Source organism: Epibacterium sp. ABZ3_068 (assembly GCF_056159265.1).
This window is the reverse complement of the sequence record NZ_JBSWUV010000001.1, coordinates 3,428,066-3,446,980: the sequence shown is the minus strand read 5'-3', so window position 1 is coordinate 3,446,980 and position 18,915 is coordinate 3,428,066. Positions and strand designations below refer to the sequence as shown.

Genomic DNA, 18,915 nt, shown 5'->3' with positions numbered 1-18,915 from the left:
TTGACCTTTGGGGCGTCTTTCTTGTGACCGATCGTCCAACAGCTGTCGCCCCAGCAGGCTGGGGCGGCGTTACGGCTGATCTGTCTTGGACGCTCGCCGCTGGGCAGAGGTTCAAGCGCGGGGTGATGGTTGATCTCCGGGCTTTTGAACCCACCAAAAGCGAGGAGAGAACTATGATTACCCTTTATGCCCAACCCTATAATATTGATGCGATTGGCTTTTCCTTTCAAAGCGTCGAGGAGTTTTTTGACAAGAGCCACCGTCATCAGGATCGTTTCGGCCAACCCGTGGAAGAGTTCGAAATCCAGTTCATTGATGGTGAGGAATTGGACGCGGAACTGGCCAAGGCCATTGGTTTAAACCAAGCGAATTTCGCCGAGTTTCTAACCTGCGCCGAGGACTGGGACGGGGATCAAAAGACCCGCGTGATCATCGCTGTGGGCGAAGGGGGATATAGCTTTGACCCCAAGGTCGACCCCGATAGCTATGACATCGATCTGTACCACTTGGACAGCCTGCGCGAGCTGGCCGAGCTGTTCATTGACGAAGGCCTGTTTGGAGACATTCCCGAACGGTTGAGCGGTTACCTCGACTATGACGCCATCACGCGGGATCTGTCCTTTGACTACTGCGAGATCACCCTTGGCGGCACCAACCTGATCTATCGCCTGTCCTGATCCAACTGCACCCGCAAGCCCCTGCAAACAGGGCGGGGGCTTCGGGGTGCAGTTGGGCACCAAACCCATTTTCAACATAGGAGACATCGTAATTGCTTTGAAAACTTCGCGCATGTAAGCCGTACAGTCGGCGATTGGAGGCGGTTTTACAATCACAGGCCCCCATCGGGACGCTTGCGATGTTCATGCCAAACGTGTAGTGGCTTACCCCAAGCAGATTTCGCGGGCTAGTCACGCTTATTTGAAAAATTATTTTCGATTTATGATTGATTTGCGTGGCCGTTGACTCTACCAGAGGGGATAGCTGGCTGGCCGGAGTTACTCATGCGAAATATTGTTGTGTTTTTTGCAATTGTAACGGTTGTGGTATTTTCTTGGTTCCTATCCGCAGCCTTTCGAGATGAGGGCATAAGGGACTATTGCTTCGACCGCCGCCCGCCTCAGTACAGCCTTGAAGTCATTCTGGATAAATGCAGCTATTTAATTTCTACTGAAGATAAAAACATTAAGAAAGCTATACTTACGAGGGCGGATCTTCATTTCCGGAATGGGTACACTCTTGAAGCTATTTCGGATTACGATTTATTTATCCAAAAATTTCCGGATTTTAAAGAGATCAAAAGAATAGAAGCGCTTGCGATTGAGATGAATTTGGAACTTGCAAAGCATAGCAGGGAAGTAGAGTTTCGCGTCGGGCGCGTAATTAATGATCCCGAAAATAGAGAGAGAGTTTACGAGCTTATTGCGTCTTTGCGAACAGCGGGCGATCGAAATTTATATGCAAATTCCATGCGGCTATTGGGGGAAGCCCCCGACTTGTTTGTTGCCGTAAGGTTGATCGGCTTCTTTGAGATTTTGGATTTTGAGAGTGACGAATTGGCAGTCAGTTACCTCAGGGGGGAGCTCAACACCCAGTCGGAAAAGCAAAACAATTATAAGATTTCGTTACAAGAAGAGATGCGCTGGATCTGTAGGGAGGTCGTTTCAAACTGTGTTGCTTACTAGGATTCATTTCGCAAATTGAAATTTAACAAAGAATATAGTTAATAAAGTCATCGGAGAAAAACAATGGGCAGCTCAGGGCTTCCTCCACACGTTCAAGAACAAATAGACGCTGTAAATCGCGCTACAAGTGGCGGCATTACAGATGAGCCTCTTGCCAATGCTCAAGAATTTGTCAATAATCAAGCCAGGGATTCATTTTTAGCTCCCTTCGCCCCAGCTAAGGGTTACGCCGGGGCTCTAGCTGACGGTAAAAAAGGTGCTACGGCCAAAGAGCTCATTGGCAATGCAAGGGGCGATGTAGCTAGAGGGCGCTTGGAAGATGCGATCAAGGATGTTGCCGACAGCATTCCAAGGGAAAAAAACGTCGTTGATCGTCTTGTTGACCGTTTGAAAGATTTTTTCAACCCTCCACCTATTGATCCGATAATCATTGACTTGGACGGTGACGGCATTGAACTAGTCTCGTTGGATGATTCAGTCGCGCGTTTCGATTTGGATGGTGATGGGTTTCGCGAACAGACGGGCTGGGTTGCCGCAGATGATGCGTTGCTGGCAATTGATCGGAACGGAAACGGATCAATTGACGGTATAGAAGAATTGTTTGGTTCCGTGGATGCTTTTGGTTACCAAGAGCTCGCTGCTCTAGATCAGAACCAGGATGGAGTGATAGACACCAATGATGCTGAATTTTCAGACCTGGTTCTTTGGCAGGACCTGAACGGGGATGGAATTAGTGACGAAGGTGAAATCGTTTCGGTCAAAAGTGCGGGAATTGCTTCATTCGATTTGAACACTATACAAGAGTCGTATGAAGTCGCTGGAAACGAGATTGTCCAAAGCGCTACAACGACCTTTGTCGACGGGCGCATAACTCAGTCTGTTGAAGTGCTCTTTGAGCTCGACCAAGCTAGAACATCATTCACGATACCCTCTGATTTCGAGTTCGACGACGACGCACACACCATTCCTATACTGCAAGGGTTTGGGGAATTCGCCGATCTGCGCGTGGCCACCAGCCTCGACGACGACCTCAAACAAACAACAACATCGCTTATTGCGACACTCAGGAGCGGCGATCTCGATCAATTTGATGTCGGCTTTGAGAACTTTTTGTTCGAATGGGCCGGTGTTCGTGATGCTGTCTGGTTGGATGATGCACCGGACGTAACAGTCTATTTCCTTGAGGATGCAAACGAAGTGACCCAAGGTTTCTTCTTCGTGGAGGGGGCGCTGGCGTCTTTTGAAAGCTTGCCGGGATGGGAAGAATATCTCACCGCTAATCAATTGTCCGTTGTCAGAAGCTCAGGAGAATTTTTGACGACAAGTGAATTTGCGCGCGCCTGGCTTCAATTCGGAGATAGAGTTCCTGGATTTACAACTGGAACCAGCTCGGGCCCTGGTTCAATACCTCTACCGTCCGATCAGGAAGAACCTCTCGGATTTGGAGTTTCTGCTCAGGAGTTTGCATTTTTGCAAAAACTGTCTGGAGATCAATTCGACAATGATGCCAACTATCTAGCTAGCGGAAACTTGTTGCCATTTTCTCTGGATGAAACGGAGGCTGATGAAGCTCAAGGGTTTTTTAATGAGATCAGAGATTATTACAAGTCCCGATTTTATGTGGAAGCTGCCTACAATATTGCCTTGACGGAAGGCTCTGACGCCGATTACGGGTTTTTAGCCCCTTTCCTGAACTTGTACTATAACGTATTTGATGATGAAATCGATGGTGATTGGCAATCATTTACCGTTGAACTAATTGAGATGTTTCGATCCGAGGGCTACGGGACAGACGCCGATGCATTAGGCTTCTTGTCTATATTTTTGACCGACGCAAGCTTTCTGCCAAGTGTCGTCACCTCAAATTTCCCTGAAATAGAAGCTTCCGATATATCGCGAATTTTCGATGTCGCAATTGATAGCGTGGGTACGCAGGTTAGTGATGATATCGTTGGAGCTGGTGTTTTGAATGGTTACCTTGGTAACGATACTGTTGCCGGTAGCGCAGGGGAAGATGTACTTTCCGGTGACGAGGGGGATGACTTATTATCCGGAGCTGGAGGTAGCGATGTCTATCTGTACCGGTTGGGAGATGGGAACGACACGATTGATGAAGGGCGTAACTTCGGCACTTCTGACAGTCTTATTTTCCTTAACCTCCAATCTACGGATGTTGAGTTTGAGAACAATGGAGAGGGTGATTTACTTATCCATTTACCAGACCAAAGCACGGTTACAGTAAATAGCCAATTTTCTAACTCGGAGTTCGAAGGTCTTGAGGATATCCGGTTCACTAACATTAATTTAAATACTCAATTAATAAGAAACAAGACGGTTGAAGATATGAAGTCGTCTGGGCTTGTTTTTGGGTCAGCATTTTCAGAATTTTATTATCATACGCTCGGCGATGGATCTTACACGATCACCGACTCTACCGCTGCCAGTGTAGATGACCGACTGGTCTTCACGGATGTGAATGCTGATGACGTGACCTTCTCGCAAAACGCGGGCCAGGATCTTGTCATTACCCTCAGCAATGGTGAGACCATCACTGTTACCGACCACTTCCGGGGTGCCCTCGATGATCTGGAGCTGATCGAATTCGCCGACGGCACCGTGCTGAACGGGCAGGCGATCCGGGACAAATCGGTAGCGGATCAAAAGGCCAGCGGTGTGGTTCTTGGGTCTGGCAGAGTGGAGAACTACGTCCATACGCTCGGCGATGGATCTTACACGATCACAGACGCGACCGCTTCACCTGTGGACGACCGTCTGATCTTTACCGACGTCAATGTTGATGATGTGACTTTCACGCAGAATGCGGGCCAGGATCTTGTCATTACCCTCAGCAATGGTGAGACCATCACTGTTACCGACCACTTCCGGGGTGCCCTCGATGATCTGGAGCTGATCGAATTCGCCGACGGCACCGTGCTGAACGGGCAGGCGATCCGGGACAAATCGGTAGCGGATCAAAAGGCCAGCGGTGTGGTTCTTGGGTCTGGCAGAGTGGAGAACTACGTCCATACGCTCGGCGATGGATCTTACACGATCACAGACGCGACCGCTTCACCTGTGGACGACCGTCTGATCTTTACCGACGTCAATGTCGATGATGTGACCTTCACGCAGAATGCGGGCCAGGATCTTGTCATTACCCTCAGCAATGGCGAAACCGTCACTGTTACCGACCACTTCCGGGGTGCTGTCGATGATCTGGAGCTGATCGAATTCGCCAATGGCACCGTGCTGAACGGGCAGGCGATCCGGGACAAATCGGTGGCGGATCAAAAGGCCAGCGGTGTGGTTCTTGGGTCAGGCGGAGCGGAGACTTATGTTCATACGCTTGGCGATGGATCTTACACGATCACCGACTCTACCGCTTCACCTGTGAACGACCGGCTGATCTTCACCGACGTCAATGTCGATGATGTGACCTTCACGCAGAATGCGGGCCAGGATCTTGTCATTACCCTCAGCAATGGCGAAACCGTCACTGTTACCGACCACTTCCGGGGTGCTGTCGATGATCTGGAGCTGATCGAATTCGCCAATGGCACCGTGCTGAACGGGCAGGCGATCCGGGACAAATCGGTGGCGGATCAAAAGGCCAGCGGTGTGGTTCTTGGGTCAGGCGGAGCGGAGACTTATGTTCATACGCTTGGCGATGGATCTTACACGATCACCGACTCTACCGCTTCACCTGTGAACGACCGGCTGATCTTCACCGACGTCAATGTCGATGATGTGACCTTCACGCAGAATGCGGGCCAGGATCTTGTCATTACCCTCAGCAATGGCGAAACCGTCACTGTTACCGACCACTTCCGGGGTGCTGTCGATGATCTGGAGCTGATCGAATTCGCCAATGGCACCGTGCTGAACGGGCAGGCGATCCGGGACAAATCGGTGGCGGATCAAAAGGCCAGCGGTGTGGTTCTTGGGTCAGGCGGAGCGGAGACTTATGTTCATACGCTTGGCGATGGATCTTACACGATCACCGACTCTACCGCTTCACCTGTGAACGACCGGCTGATCTTCACCGACGTCAATGTCGATGATGTGACCTTCACGCAGAATGCGGGCCAGGATCTTGTCATTACCCTCAGCAATGGCGAAACCGTCACTGTTACCGACCACTTCCGGGGTGCTGTCGATGATCTGGAGCTGATCGAATTCGCCAATGGCACCGTGCTGAACGGGCAGGCGATCCGGGACAAATCGGTGGCGGATCAAAAGGCCAGCGGTGTGGTTCTTGGGTCAGGCGGAGCGGAGACTTATGTTCATACGCTTGGCGATGGATCTTACACGATCACCGACTCTACCGCTTCACCTGTGAACGACCGGCTGATCTTCACCGACGTCAATGTCGATGATGTGACCTTCACGCAGAATGCGGGCCAGGATCTTGTCATTACCCTCAGCAATGGCGAAACCGTCACTGTTACCGACCACTTCCGGGGTGCTGTCGATGATCTGGAGCTGATCGAATTCGCCAATGGCACCGTGCTGAACGGGCAGGCGATCCGGGACAAATCGGTGGCGGATCAAAAGGCCAGCGGTGTGGTTCTTGGGTCAGGCGGAGCGGAGACTTATGTTCATACGCTTGGCGATGGATCTTACACGATCACCGACTCTACCGCTGCGGCTGTGAACGACCGGCTGATCTTTACCGATGTCAATGCTGATGATGTGACCTTCACGCAGAATGCGGGCCAGGATCTTGTCATTACCCTCAGCAACGGCGAGACCATCACTGTAATCGACCACTTCCGAGGTGCTCTTGATGATCTTGAGCTGATCGAGTTCGCGGATGGCACAGTCTTCACCTTGGCGGATACCCGTGCGAAAACCTTTGAAGGTGGCTCTGGCGCTGATCAGTTGAACGGCACTGCTGGAAATGATCGAATTTTCGGAGGCGCCGGTTCCGACACACTCTTAGGAGGTCAAGGCAACGACACTTTGAACGGCGATGACGGTGACGATAGAATAGACGGTGGCAACGGTGATGACGACCACTTTGGCGGTGCCGGTGACGATTACATTTTTGGCAGTGTCGGAGATGATTATTTCGACGGGGGCGAAGGGAACGACACATTAGACTTTTCTTATTTCGCAGGCAATTTTGAGATTAACCTTTCCCAATCGCAGGTAACGTTTGAAAGCGGGTTTGTCGAACAACTCTCCAGTATCGAGAATGTGGTTGGCGGGTCTGGCCAAAACAGTTTGATCGGTTCAGATGAGAGCAATGAGATCAATGGAGCGTCGGGGCATGATACCCTTTCCGGCGGCGGCGGAGCGGATACGCTCATTGGCGGCGAAGGAAATGATACCCTAAGAGGTGATGATGGAAACGATAGAATAGACGGTGGCAACGGTGATGACGACCACTTTGGCGGTGCCGGTGACGATTACATTTTTGGCAGTGTCGGAGATGATTATTTCGACGGGGGCGAAGGGAACGACACATTAGACTTTTCTTATTTCGCAGGCAATTTTGAGATTAACCTTTCCCAATCGCAGGTAACGTTTGAAAGCGGGTTTATCGAACAACTCTCCAGTATCGAGAATGTGGTTGGCGGGTCTGGCCAAAACAGTTTGATCGGTTCAGATGAGAGCAATGAGATCAATGGAGCGTCGGGGCATGATACCCTGACCGGAGGGTTAGGTGATGATACCTTCGTGTTTGGCGAAAGCTTTGGAAATGATGTGATTTCAGATTTCGAAATTGATGCCGATCAAATAAAAATAGAGATCGAAAACACAGATTTGGAAGATTTGGTAATCTCAACTTCAGCGGGCGGTGCCCAAGTTAGTATAGAAGGACACGGGACTATCCTTCTGCTCGGCGTTGAAGCCTCAAGCTTGCAGGACGACGTCTTCGTGTTCTGATGCGGCACACGAACCGTCATGGAAATCCGGGAATTTTTCCCGAGCTTCTTCCTCTATTGGCCAACAGTGTTGATTTTCACTGAGGGCTGACCGCCCGTATTGATCGGTCAGCCCAGGCTGGGGCCAGCGCGGGCTCTGTGGTGCTGGTTTTCTTGCGTGCGGTCTCGGTGATCTCTGTCCTGCGCCCATTTGGGCATATCGCTTTGATCCAGATACAGCTGCAGATCTGACTTGTGCCGGGTCATGGCGACATAGGCCAGGTGATGGTCCATGCTGCGCGAGGTGAGCACATAGGCCTGATCCACGGTTGACCCTTGTGATTTATGGATTGTGACCGCGTAGCCATGGTCGAAATGCTGATACTTTTGAGTATTCACCCGCAGATCACGCTTTGGATCATCATCCAGCGTGACCTTTAGCTCCCCCTGGCTGACCTCTGTCACCGTGCCCAACATGCCGTTTTTGACGCCCAGATCCTTGTCATTCTTACCAAAGACCAGCCGATCCCCGGCAGCAAAGGCGCGCGGTCCGGTTTCCGTGTGATAGAGATGTTCAATGTCTGGCGGTTGTCCTTCACGCAATTGGGCGCGGATAGCTTGGTTCAACGCGTGCACGTCCTTGCGTTTATGCGCCAAAGCAAGCCGTGATTTCTGCGAACCATGCGCGGCCACGTCCATCACGTAAGACGCCGCGAGGTGATCAATGGCCTCTTCCTTGGAGGTGTTCGTCGACACGGCTTGTTTCTCAGCGTAGCGCGCTAGGGCTTGATGACTGCGCCCCTCAGACAGATCTTTGGAGGCCTGTTTTTGCCAGTCCGCTTCTTGTCGGTGGATTTCCGTGAGGCGTGCTGCGCCGTGTTTCGCAACCAGATCCCGGAAGGGCGTGCCTGCCTCAATCGGTTGCAGTTGTTCTGGATCACCAACCAAGACCAGCTTGGCCCCAATCTCATCGGTCTGTTTTGTAATCCGCGCCAATTGACGCGTGCCGATCATCCCGGCTTCATCCACCACCAGTACATCCCCCTTGGAAATAGGGCTGTGACCGTTCTTCCAAGAGAGTTCCAGTGAGGCCAGCGTGCGGCTGGGGATGCCGGATGCGCCTTCCAGACCTTCGGCAGCTTTCCCAGCCAGTGCGGCCCCGTGGACACGCAATCCTTGTTGCTCCCAAGCCATACGCGCGGTGTCCAGCAGGGTGCTTTTGCCCGCACCCGCGAGGCCGACAACAGAAGCCATGCGATTGTCACCCAGAACATGATGCAGCGCGCTTCGTTGTTCGTGGCTCAGCGTGCCTCCAAAATCCTGCATCATACGCCTGTCCTGATCATCCATGGCGCGGGTAATATGCTGGTCTTGAACCTGGAAACCGCCTTGCTGTTCCAGCTTGGTAGCTGAGGCATGCAGTTGCGCTTTGGCCTTTTGATAATCCTTGGTGGTGAAACGCAGCTGCAATGCACTGGTGCTTTGCAGAGGTACCAATTCACTTGAGGCCATCGCCGTGCGTGTTGCGGCCTGCAATTCCATAGGGTCCGGTAAGGCCTGTGCCAATCCCCGCAACACATCGGTGCGGGTGAACGCGGCTTTTTTCTGCGAGATATGATCCAATACCAGTGCCGGATCTTTGCGCAACTGTTTAGCGGTATACGGCAGCGCCTCTGGGCGGATCTGGAGGCTCTGTTCGGGATCTGTGCTGCGGCCAAAGATCGGCTGCAGGGATCGCTCGTGTGCACGCTGATCCAAAGCGCGGCGTTCTGCCAAATGGCGTGTGATCAAAGCCTGTTGTTCGGCGTGATCCGCAATCTGGGCGGCCTTCGCCTCAGACAGGACCTTGTCTCTTTTGACCACATCTTGCCCGGTCATCCGATCAAACAGGGCGCGCAATCCTTTGCCAGCACTCTGTCGTTGGGCCAGAAGACGGTCACGTTGCCGCTGGACCTGTTGTTCAATCAATGCCTCACGTTCCTGCCGTTGCCGTATCACCAGCTCATCCCGCCGCCTTTGAAACAGGGGCGTGGGCTGCTGCTTCTTTGGCGCTGGCAGGTCTTTGGTTTGCGACTGAACATCTTCCACCGAGGGCAGTCTGTCTTCTGCTCCCAGACGCTGGCGCAGATCTTTGGGGCGCACGCCGCACCAACGCGACAGCGACCAGATCTTACCATCGCCATCCACGGCCACAAAACCACGCCGCGATCCACGCGCCAGCAGAAAGCCTTCCTCCTGCAGGGCAGCGGCAAAGCTGTTCAGGTCATCCGATTGCGTCCAGCAAGTTTGGAACTTGGCTTTTAGCGCTTTGGGATCACGGTCCGCGCGTTGTGCTTGTCCGGCTTCTTGGCGGGAATAGTTCAGGGGATCGCGATCTTCAAACCGCTTGAACCCATCGGGCATGTCCCAGCCCTGATCTCTATATATCTCACGCGACAAGGTCATCAGCTTGCGTTTGAAATGTGGCAGCTGGATTGCGGTCATGCTCTTGGGATCAATACGCGACCACACACAATGGGCGTGGCGACGTCCGTTTTTCTCATGAAAGACAATCGCGCGGGGCTGGCCTGAGAGGCCAAGGCGCGCCTCAGCATCAGAAATGGCCTGCTCAAACACCTCAACCGGCACCTCCGCCTCAAGGGGCGGATTGAAGGACATGGAAAACAGATATTTACGGCAGCGGGTGCCGGAGGCAATTGCTTCAACTTCAGCAAAAGCGCTGGCCAGATCATGGCTCAAGAAACCCTCTGCACGGTGCAGGGTCACATGGTCATTGTCGCGCGGGTTCATCAAATGCCGCGCTAGCTCCGCCCCATACCCGCGTGTGTTGGCCTCCAGGATCATCCAGACCTCCGCGCCTTGCCAAGCGCCGCCATCAAGGCCGTGCGGATCGCCAAGAGATGCTGATTGGCCTCCGCGATCTGCGCTTTGGCGCGATCATCCTCAATCATCAGGCCAAGGTTTGCATGATGCGCCAATTGGTTCAGATTGCTGGCGATGCGAGAATGACCGAGCAGACCCATGACCTCCGCCAATGCTTTCTTCTCCGCTATGGCATCCGCAGGGCGCGAGGCCCGCAGGCGTTCTTCCTCAGCGAAGACACAAGCCCGCACATAGGCACTGAGCGTCATCCCTGCCGCCAGTTCTTCCAGCCGCGCCCGTTCCTCAACCGTCAGGCGCAGTGTCAAAGGCGACAACTCCCGGCGCTTTGAAGCTTTGGTTTTTGTATGTACACCTGCGGCTGCCCGATGCGCAGCCGTCAGCGTCGCCTTGGTTTCGACCTTGCCCTTTCTCATGGGCTTGGCTCGGGCGGGGGAGGCAGAACGTCCGTGTCACCCACTGAAGTATCTTCAGCAGCCTCAGAAAACGCCGCAAGCTTGCGCGAGACCTCTGGATCAGCCTGCAAAACCTCAGACCAATCCTCAAGCGCAGACAACACTTTATCCGCTTCAAAAGGTTCTAGGTTGCTCCTCCCCGGTGCACCAGCTATGAGCGCTAATGATTGTGCTTGATAAAATTGCCCTTTAAGAACAATGTATCCATGGCGTTTGATGAACATGTGCCTACTGGTGGCGCGTAAATTCGTGTATCGCATTACGCATATTTTCTGCAGCAATTCCGCAAGGTGGAGCCTGCGCGGTCTTGGGGACTTTGATAGAGTTCTGAACTCTGCCTGCGTAGGAACTTTGGCTCTTGGCTGATTGACCATGTGCGGTACGCGCGTTTGTTCAAAGGCTAGGCTGAGCCAGCAAACATCTGGTTTTGAAGCCCTAGTTTCCGAAGCAAATGTTAAAGGGTGCCAGTTTGAGTAATCCGACCCCTGCAACGCAGGTAAAAGACCTCATACGCGCCGTGCGTGACGTTGTTCGCGTTTGCCCTGAGAAGATCTTTTTGAATGCACATCGGTGCTTTGGCAGCGGCTAGAATAAAATCGCGCGAACCAAAAGAAGCCAGAATGCGGCGCCCGCGACAATTGAGGGCAGGATCCACCATCCGGGAAGAACGGTTTTCTGAGGGGGGGGGTGATAAGGCCGGGGCGGCATTTCCTGCAAAAATGGCATTTCGGCCGCCTTTACGTTCGCCGCTGCGGAATGGCGATGCGCGTTTTGGGCCTGCGCCTTTGAGCTTTTGAACTGCGTCATTTCTTCCTCCTCCTGGCACAGTTTAAATTTGAAAAAGAAAAAAGATGGTTAACGTTTGGTGAATCGTGAGAATTTAAGGTGAGATAAGACAAGTCGCCTGTCGCTCTTCATACTACCCCCCCCCCCCCCCTCCCGAAAGGTGTGTCCTTGGTTTTCAAAACAACTAAAGCGAGATTATTCTCATTCGTATACTTAAATCAGACGTATTTGAGACGATCCCACACTGTGACGCTGGGACAGTTCTAGGTTTGGTGCGATCCGGGGGCTGTGCAGCCCGAAAGGCGCGGGAGAAGGATCGATCCGTTTCTGAATTTGAAAGAACGCCGCGGGGCAAAGCGCTGGTTTTCAGGCGTGGACGCCAGAGATTGATCCGTATCGGATGTGTTGCTTCCAGACCAAAAACAATAAACTCGCAACCTTGTGAATTGTTGCTCTAAGGACTGACTCGACGCTGAAATTACCAACTGATTTATAAAAATTCTGCAAAAATCTTGGAATTCAGTTAGAGAAGAGGGCCATGTTTCTCCGCACTTCGTCCTTAACTTGCCTACAGATTGATTAGAGACGCGCATGAAAAAGACCCATTCAAGCCTGCCTGTCTCAGCCATGCAGTTGGCGATGATTTATGAGAGTAATGGCTGCAAACGTCCTTGGATTAATCTCGAACAGATCGTTCTGAAGTTTCATGCAAGCTTTCCATCAACGCATGAGATCGGGGCGGGCTGGGCGGCGGTGGTCGCGAGACATGCCGCTCTGCGTAGTGTTTTCCAGTGGCAGAATGTTGAGCAGCCAAGGCAACGCATTCTGGATGCGGTTTCAGTCACGGTTGATGAGCAGGATTGGTCAGGCCAAAGCGCAGATGCGCGTAAGGGGTGCCTTCAGCACACTTTGGAAGAGGATAGAAAACGCGGGGTCTCTCTGGACGGTCGACCTGGCTGGCGTGTGATGGCTGCGCGAACCAGCGAAAACAGCGGCTTTGTTATTGTGACCATCCATCACGCTCTTGTGGATGGGCGCAGCATGGCCCAGATCCTGACTGAATTTCTGCAGTATCTCGAAACCGGGGCGATTACGGCGAAGATTGGCACCGATTATCAGCGTGTCCTATCGGAGATAACCCGTTCCGACAGTCAGGGTGAGGCTGAAGAGTTCTTTGCGCAGTATCTCGACGGGTTTGACACGATTGGAGATTTGTCGCTGCCCGTATCGGATGACCTGCGCGCACTGCCCGAGCCGTCGAGCAGTCGAAAGGCGCTTTTGACCGCGCGGATAGACAGGGATCTGACATCAAATCTGGAGCAGCGCTGTCAGGAAAGCGGTACAACACTCGCCAATTTCGTTCAGGCCGCCTGGGGAGTTGTGTTGGCGCGTTGGCAAGGGCAGGCAGAGGTTGCCTTTGGTGCCGCGCGCTCTGGCCGGTTTGCCGTTCCGGACAGCCAAAACACAGTCGGCTGCCTGATCAACACACTTCCAATGCGGGTCAAGCTGACACGGGACAGAACCTTGGCTGATCTGGTCCAAGGCCTGCGGCGGGACACCTGCGCCATGCATGGGTTTGAACAAACGCAGCCACGTGATCTGCGCCAATGGGGCGGATTGGACGGGCATCAGCCTTTGTTCAGTTCCGTTGTGATGTTTGAACGCGGCACGCTGGAAGATCTTGTTTATGCAGGTTACCAAGGCTCGCTGCGCCCTGAGATCAGATTGCACGAAGAAGGCGGCCTGCCGTTATCCTTGGCCGTTTATGGCACGCAGGCGCTTGATGTTGTGCTGGAGTATGCGCCTGATGTGGTTGGCGCCTCAGTTGCCCGGTTGTTGCTGGACCACTTTCAGAACCTTCTTGCGGCCATGTCTTCGGCGTCTCTGGATACTCCGATTGGCGCATTGGATATGATGACCCCGCAGGAACGCACACAGCTCCTGTCTTTGGCAAAACCACAGACGCCTGTGACGACGACACCGAAGGATATCATGGCCCGCTTCCAGGATCAGGTCGCGCGGCGGGGGGATCAGGTCGCGGTTGTGCCGCTTAACCAGCCAGGGCAGGCACCGGCGGTTTCGCAGGCACATGGCCCATTGGGGGGGCTGAGCTTCAAACAGCTCGACCAACAGGCGAACGGTCTGGCGCATGTCCTGAAGGGGCAGGGGGTGGGTCCAGGGGGTATGGTGGCGATTTCATTGGAGCGCTCGCCCGAGTTCGTTGTGGCAATGCTGGCTGTTTTGAAACTGGGTGCGTCCTTTGTTCCGGTTGATCCAACCTATCCGGACGCGCAGCAGCTCCATATGATCCGCGACAGTGGCGCATGTTTGATTGTCGCGCGCCAGAACGGGGGTGAAGCCCATAAGGGTGTGGCACGCATTCATCCGGTGGCCGCGCCCGCTGAACATCCTCCGCAGGTCGACCCTGTTGCGCAGGATGCTGTGGCCTATGTCATCTATACCTCAGGTTCGACTGGCACGCCCAAAGGGGTCGCGGTTACGCGCAACAACTTTGCGGCCTATGTTGAGGCTTTGATCCCTGCCTATAGGCTCACGCCGGAAGATCGGGTTCTTCAATTTGCAAGCCTGTCCTTTGATGTGGCGCTGGAAGAGGTGTTTCCCACCTTGCTGAGCGGGGCAACCCTGGTTCTGCGCGACATTGAAATGGCGCAGTCGCCTGCCATCTTTATGGACCGGTTGGAGGCGGAAAAGATCTCGGTTGCCAATCTACCAACAGCCTTCTGGACTGTTCTTACGGATTATCTGGCAGAGCATCACCGGCAGGTGCCGGAGAGCCTGCGTCTGATGATTGTCGGGGGGGAGTTGGTCAAACCCACGGCGCTTCAGAAATGGCAGCATGTTGCACCTAAGACCCGGTGGATGAACGGATATGGCCCGACAGAGGCGACAATTACCTGCACCCTCTATGAAGCAAGGTCTGTGAACACCGGGACAGAGGTTCCAATTGGGCGCCCCACCGGCCACGCTCTGACCTATGTGCTGGCCGAGGACGGAAGCCTTGCCCCACAGGGGGGCGAAGGGGAATTGGCCATTGGCGGCCCGGCTGTTGCACAGGGATACATCGGCCTGTCCGACCAAACTGGCGCTGTGTTTCGCAAGGATCCCTTTCAGGGGCAGGGGCGGATATATTTCACCGGCGATCGGGTAAAATGGGCGGAAGATCGCAACCTGATGTTTCATGGCCGCAAGGACCGTCAGGTCAAGCTGCGCGGCTTTCGCATTGACCTGCGCCATATCGAACGCGCGGTTGAAAACCTTCTGCCCGCAGCGCAAGCGGTGGTCCAGGTTCTGGATCAGGATCAGCCCACGGCCTTTTTGGTGGCTTGGGTCAAAATGGCAGAAGGGCTGGATCGGGATGCGCTGTCAGAGGCGCTCAGTCAGGTCTTGCCTGGGTACATGCTGCCCAAACTGGTCATGGTTGATGACTTTCCCACCACGGCAGGGGGGAAAATTGACCTGAAGTCTCTGCCGCGACCATCCAATGACGGCACGTCCCCAAAGAAGACCAAGACAGCTTTGCCGGAAACCGATCTGGAACGTCAGGTTCGGGCTGTGATGGCACGTGTTCTGGGGCGCCCATCTGTGTCCGTGACAGATGATTTTTTCGACCTTGGGGGGCATTCCCTGATGGCGTTTGAACTTCTGGGACGTCTGGGCGCTTTGACCGGACAACAGCTTGGAGTGATCGAGCTGCAGGAGAACCCGACCCCGCGGGGCTTGGCACGTATTTTGGAAACGGGCAGCAGCAGACCTAAACATATCATCCCAATCCAGCCGTTGGGAAATCGCCCACCTTTGTTTGCCGTTCATATCCTTGGTGCCCGCAAAGGCTTCTTTGGACCATTGTCGAAATACCTTGGAACCGATCAGCCCATTATGGGGGTTTCGGTTGGGGCGCTGGACGAAAATACGCCAACCGGTATTGAATTCACCGCAAAACGCTATTGCGCTGATATTATGCAATATTACCCGGACGGACCGATCAACTTGATGGCGGTGTCCTTGGGGAGCTATATGGCGTTTGAACTGGCCCGGCAGCTGCAGGCTGCTGGACGGGAGGTTGCCTTGCTCGCTCTTTTTGATGCGGCCGGTCCAGAAGGACGGGATGAATATCAGGGCCTGCGGCGGATCTGGGCCCATGTGAAACGCGCGCGCTATTTGGGGTGGACCTTCCCGGCGCAGGTTATTCACAACCGTTTGCATGATCTGCGCAATCATTTTGCCCGCAAGCAGCTGCAAGAGGCTGCGGCGCAGGGTGAAGGTCAAGCGCCGATGTCGGTGTTTGAATTCATCGCGTCAAACGAATTGGCTGTGCAGGCCTATTCCCCCAGCGCGCTCAAGGTTCCGTTGACAATCTTTCGGGCTGAAAGCCATTTCTATGACACTCCGAAAAGCATCGAAACCGGGCTGGGTTGGGCATCGGTGGCGGACAGCGGCTTTGAGGTGCATGATGTGCCGGGTGGCCACCTGTCCATGTTGGAAGAGCCAAATGTCGCCGTGTTGGCCTTGCATTTGATGGATGCTCTGGAGGCGCAACAGCGCTCCAGACTTTCGCTTGCCACCCAAGGGCTGCACAGTGGGCAGGAGACAACCAGAACACCAGGGGTGAAGAAACTCTAAAGCGCAAAGTCGCCCCACTTAGGGCCGTGCCTTCGTATCGGCTTGTTCTCCTAAAAATAGCGGCTTATGGACCGCTTATGAAGTTTCTTGCGATTTCCGGCAGTGCGCGCCAATTGTCCACGAATACAGCCTTGTTGAAGGCTGTGGCCGAGATTGGCAAACCTCAGCATGACATCACGGTATTCTCTGAAGTGGCTGATTTGCCAGTCTTTTCGCCGGACAATGAACGGCATTGCCCCGCGAATGTGGAACGTTTTGCGCGACAGATCCGGGACAGTGACGGTCTTTTGATCGCAAGCCCGGAATATGTACGCGCCATTCCGGGCGGCCTGAAAAACGCATTGGACTGGCTGGTGTCACGGGACGAGATTATCGCAAAACCGATTGCCTTGCTTCATGCCTCGCACCGTGGTGACGATGTGCTGAAACAGCTGCGACTGGTTCTGTCCACGGTCAGTGAATGCTTTTGCACCGAGATCTTCCTGCGTGTCCCGCTGTTGAAACACGCACCCAAAGAGGTCCGCGCAGCGGTTCTGGAACCAGACACCGCCGCGCAGGTACGGTCATACCTATCTGATTTTGCGCAATATTGCGCGAATAAAAGCCGCTAATACGTAGGCGAACTGCGGGGATTGCGCGACCTATTCAGTTTCGCACGCGCCCGTCAGACAGGTGTGAATTCTGGCGTTTTCATCCAGTCCGGGACCACATCGGAAATCGATTCATTCCGTGCGACCGGCGCGTCAAAGTCAAAACCGCGCAGCAGGCGGAACAGCATACGGCGGCGCAGTATCAGTTCCTGGATCTCCAAAGCGGTTTCCAGCGTGGTTTGCGTGAAACCATTCAGTGCGCGTTTTGTGGCAGTTTGCATGTCTCATCTCCCCGGATGGTGGTCTCAGAGGGGAGCCTATGAACAGAAAATGGCAAAAATCGGGTACAGATCGGTCAAGAAGGAGCATTGTGAATAAATGGTTAATACCCCACGCGGCACGTAAAAACGCGAAAAACCGCGGATTTCCCGTTTGAGTGGCTTGGATTTTGGCAATGCCTCTTGCGCAGGCGCGTCTGGCCCAATAGAAGGCCACAAATTGTCTGAGGGCTGCGTCTGCGCGCATGCCCCGAATCTCTTGTGGGGAGCACGATGCAGGTCACCGAGACACTAAACGAAGGTTTGAAACGCGGCTACGCAATCACCATTCCAGCCACTGATCTGGAAGCCAAGGTGAATGAAAAGCTGGTTGAAGCGCAGCCCGAAATCGAAATGAAGGGTTTCCGCAAAGGTAAAGTGCCGATGGCACTGCTGAAAAAGCAGTTCGGTCAGCGCCTGATGGGCGAGGCCATGCAGGAAACAATCGACGGTGCGATGACTGCGCACTTCGAAGAAAGCGGCGACCGTCCTGCGCTGCAGCCCGACGTCAAAATGACCAATGAAGATTGGAAAGAAGGCGACGACGTCAATGTCGAAATGACCTATGAAGCCCTGCCGGCGATCCCGGATGTGGACTTCTCTGGCGTTGAGCTGGAAAAACTGGTTGTCAAAGCTGACGATGCAGCCGTGACCGAAGCGCTGGAAAACCTGGCGTCAACCGCGACCGATTTCGAGGCGCGCGAAGAGGGTGCAGCAGCAGAAGATGGCGATCAGGTTGTGATCGACTTCCTGGGTAAAGTTGACGGCGAAGCCTTTGATGGCGGTGCAGGCGACGATTACCCGCTGACACTGGGGTCGAACTCCTTTATCCCGGGTTTCGAAGCGCAGCTGGTTGGCACCAAAGCCGGTGAAGAAAAAGACGTAAACGTTACATTCCCCGAAGAATACGGTGCAGAGCACCTGGCGGGCAAAGACGCGGTCTTTACCTGCAAGGTCAAGGAAGTCAAAGCGCCCAAAGCCGCTAAGATTGACGACGAGCTGGCAAAAAAATTCGGTGCCGAAGATCTGGATGCGCTGAAGGGTCAGATCTCTGAGCGCCTGGAAGCAGAATACGCAGGTGCCTCGCGCGCTGTGATGAAGCGTGGCCTCTTGGACGCGCTGGACGGTCTCGTGTCGTTCGAGCTGCCGCCGAGCCTGGTTGACGCAGAAGCCAAGCAAATCGCACACCAGCTGTGGCACGAAGAAAACCCGGACGTGCAAGGCCACGATCACCCGGAAATCGAAGCAACCGACGAGCACAACACCCTGGCCGAACGCCGTGTGCGTCTGGGCCTGTTGCTGGCTGAAATTGGCCAGAAGGCCGAGGTTGAAATCACTGATGCCGAGATGACCCAAGCGATCATGGCGCAGGCGCGTCAGTATCCGGGCCAAGAGCGTCAGTTCTTTGAATTCATCCAGCAGAACCCGCAGATGCAGCAACAGCTGCGCGCGCCGCTGTTTGAAGACAAAGTGGTTGATCACATTCTTGAGCAAGCAAAAGTCTCTGAGAAAGAAGTTTCCAAAGACGATCTGCAAAAAGCAGTTGAGGCGCTGGACGAAGAGTGATCTTTGCCAGGTTTTAAAATAGGAAGGCCGCCCCAAGGGGCGGTCTTTTTTTGTGGATCCGGTGGCTCCCGCCAACCGCGCGACCCCTGCGGGGGCTGCGGCTGTTGGGCGTGGCAGCGCGCCTGCGG

The 18,915-nt window shown here is 54.0% G+C and carries 10 protein-coding genes; 6 read left to right on the top strand and 4 right to left on the bottom strand.

Annotated elements, in window-relative coordinates; genetic code table 11:
* The first annotated feature begins 173 nt into the window (after positions 1–173).
* From ACXAEW_RS16480 to ACXAEW_RS16470, 3 genes are all read left to right on the top strand, one after another.
* Positions 174–677 carry an antirestriction protein ArdA gene (locus ACXAEW_RS16480; protein WP_474942361.1) on the top strand — a complete coding sequence of 168 codons (504 nt, stop codon included), beginning with the start codon at positions 174–176 and terminating at the stop codon, positions 675–677.
* Positions 678–1,001: 324 nt separating this feature from the next.
* The gene (locus ACXAEW_RS16475) at positions 1,002–1,682 is read left to right on the top strand and encodes a hypothetical protein (protein ID WP_474942360.1); all 681 of its coding nucleotides are present in this window, start codon (positions 1,002–1,004) and stop codon (positions 1,680–1,682) included.
* Positions 1,683–1,994: 312 nt separating this feature from the next.
* On the top strand, positions 1,995–7,574 hold the full coding sequence (locus tag ACXAEW_RS16470) for a calcium-binding protein (RefSeq protein ID WP_474942359.1): 5,580 nt from the start codon (positions 1,995–1,997) through the stop codon (positions 7,572–7,574).
* Between the two features lie 107 nt (positions 7,575–7,681).
* Here the strand turns inward: ACXAEW_RS16470 and ACXAEW_RS16465 are convergent, their stop codons facing one another.
* From ACXAEW_RS16465 to ACXAEW_RS16455, 3 genes are read right to left on the bottom strand one after another with little or no spacing between them, the layout of a single operon-like run.
* Positions 7,682–10,396 carry an AAA family ATPase gene (locus tag ACXAEW_RS16465; protein ID WP_474942358.1) on the bottom strand — a complete coding sequence of 905 codons (2,715 nt, stop codon included), beginning with the start codon at positions 10,394–10,396 and terminating at the stop codon, positions 7,682–7,684.
* Complete coding sequence (locus tag ACXAEW_RS16460) at positions 10,393–10,848, bottom strand: plasmid mobilization protein (protein WP_474942357.1); 456 nt, start codon at positions 10,846–10,848, stop codon at positions 10,393–10,395. Before ACXAEW_RS16460 ends, ACXAEW_RS16465 begins: the two co-directional genes overlap by 4 nt.
* Positions 10,845–11,111 (bottom strand): hypothetical protein, encoded by a 267-nt coding sequence (locus ACXAEW_RS16455; RefSeq protein WP_474942356.1) that lies wholly within the window; start codon positions 11,109–11,111, stop codon positions 10,845–10,847. The genes ACXAEW_RS16460 and ACXAEW_RS16455 overlap by 4 nt, the downstream gene beginning before the upstream one ends.
* A 1,153-nt stretch (positions 11,112–12,264) precedes the next feature.
* On the opposite strand from ACXAEW_RS16455, the gene ACXAEW_RS16450 reads away from it, so the two are divergent.
* Complete coding sequence (locus ACXAEW_RS16450) at positions 12,265–16,314, top strand: non-ribosomal peptide synthetase (RefSeq protein ID WP_474942355.1); 4,050 nt, start codon at positions 12,265–12,267, stop codon at positions 16,312–16,314.
* 77 nt (positions 16,315–16,391) lie between these two features.
* Positions 16,392–16,925, top strand: a complete 534-nt coding sequence (locus ACXAEW_RS16445; RefSeq protein ID WP_474942354.1) for an NADPH-dependent FMN reductase — start codon at positions 16,392–16,394, stop codon at positions 16,923–16,925.
* 53 nt (positions 16,926–16,978) lie between these two features.
* Here ACXAEW_RS16445 and ACXAEW_RS16440 read toward each other — a convergent pair whose 3' ends face one another.
* Positions 16,979–17,185, bottom strand: coding sequence for a peptidyl-tRNA hydrolase (locus tag ACXAEW_RS16440; protein WP_474942353.1), 207 nt, complete (start codon positions 17,183–17,185; stop codon positions 16,979–16,981).
* 270 nt (positions 17,186–17,455) lie between these two features.
* On the opposite strand from ACXAEW_RS16440, the gene tig reads away from it, so the two are divergent.
* Positions 17,456–18,787 carry a trigger factor gene (gene tig, locus ACXAEW_RS16435; RefSeq protein WP_474942352.1) on the top strand — a complete coding sequence of 444 codons (1,332 nt, stop codon included), beginning with the start codon at positions 17,456–17,458 and terminating at the stop codon, positions 18,785–18,787.
* The last annotated feature ends 128 nt before the right edge of the window (positions 18,788–18,915 follow it).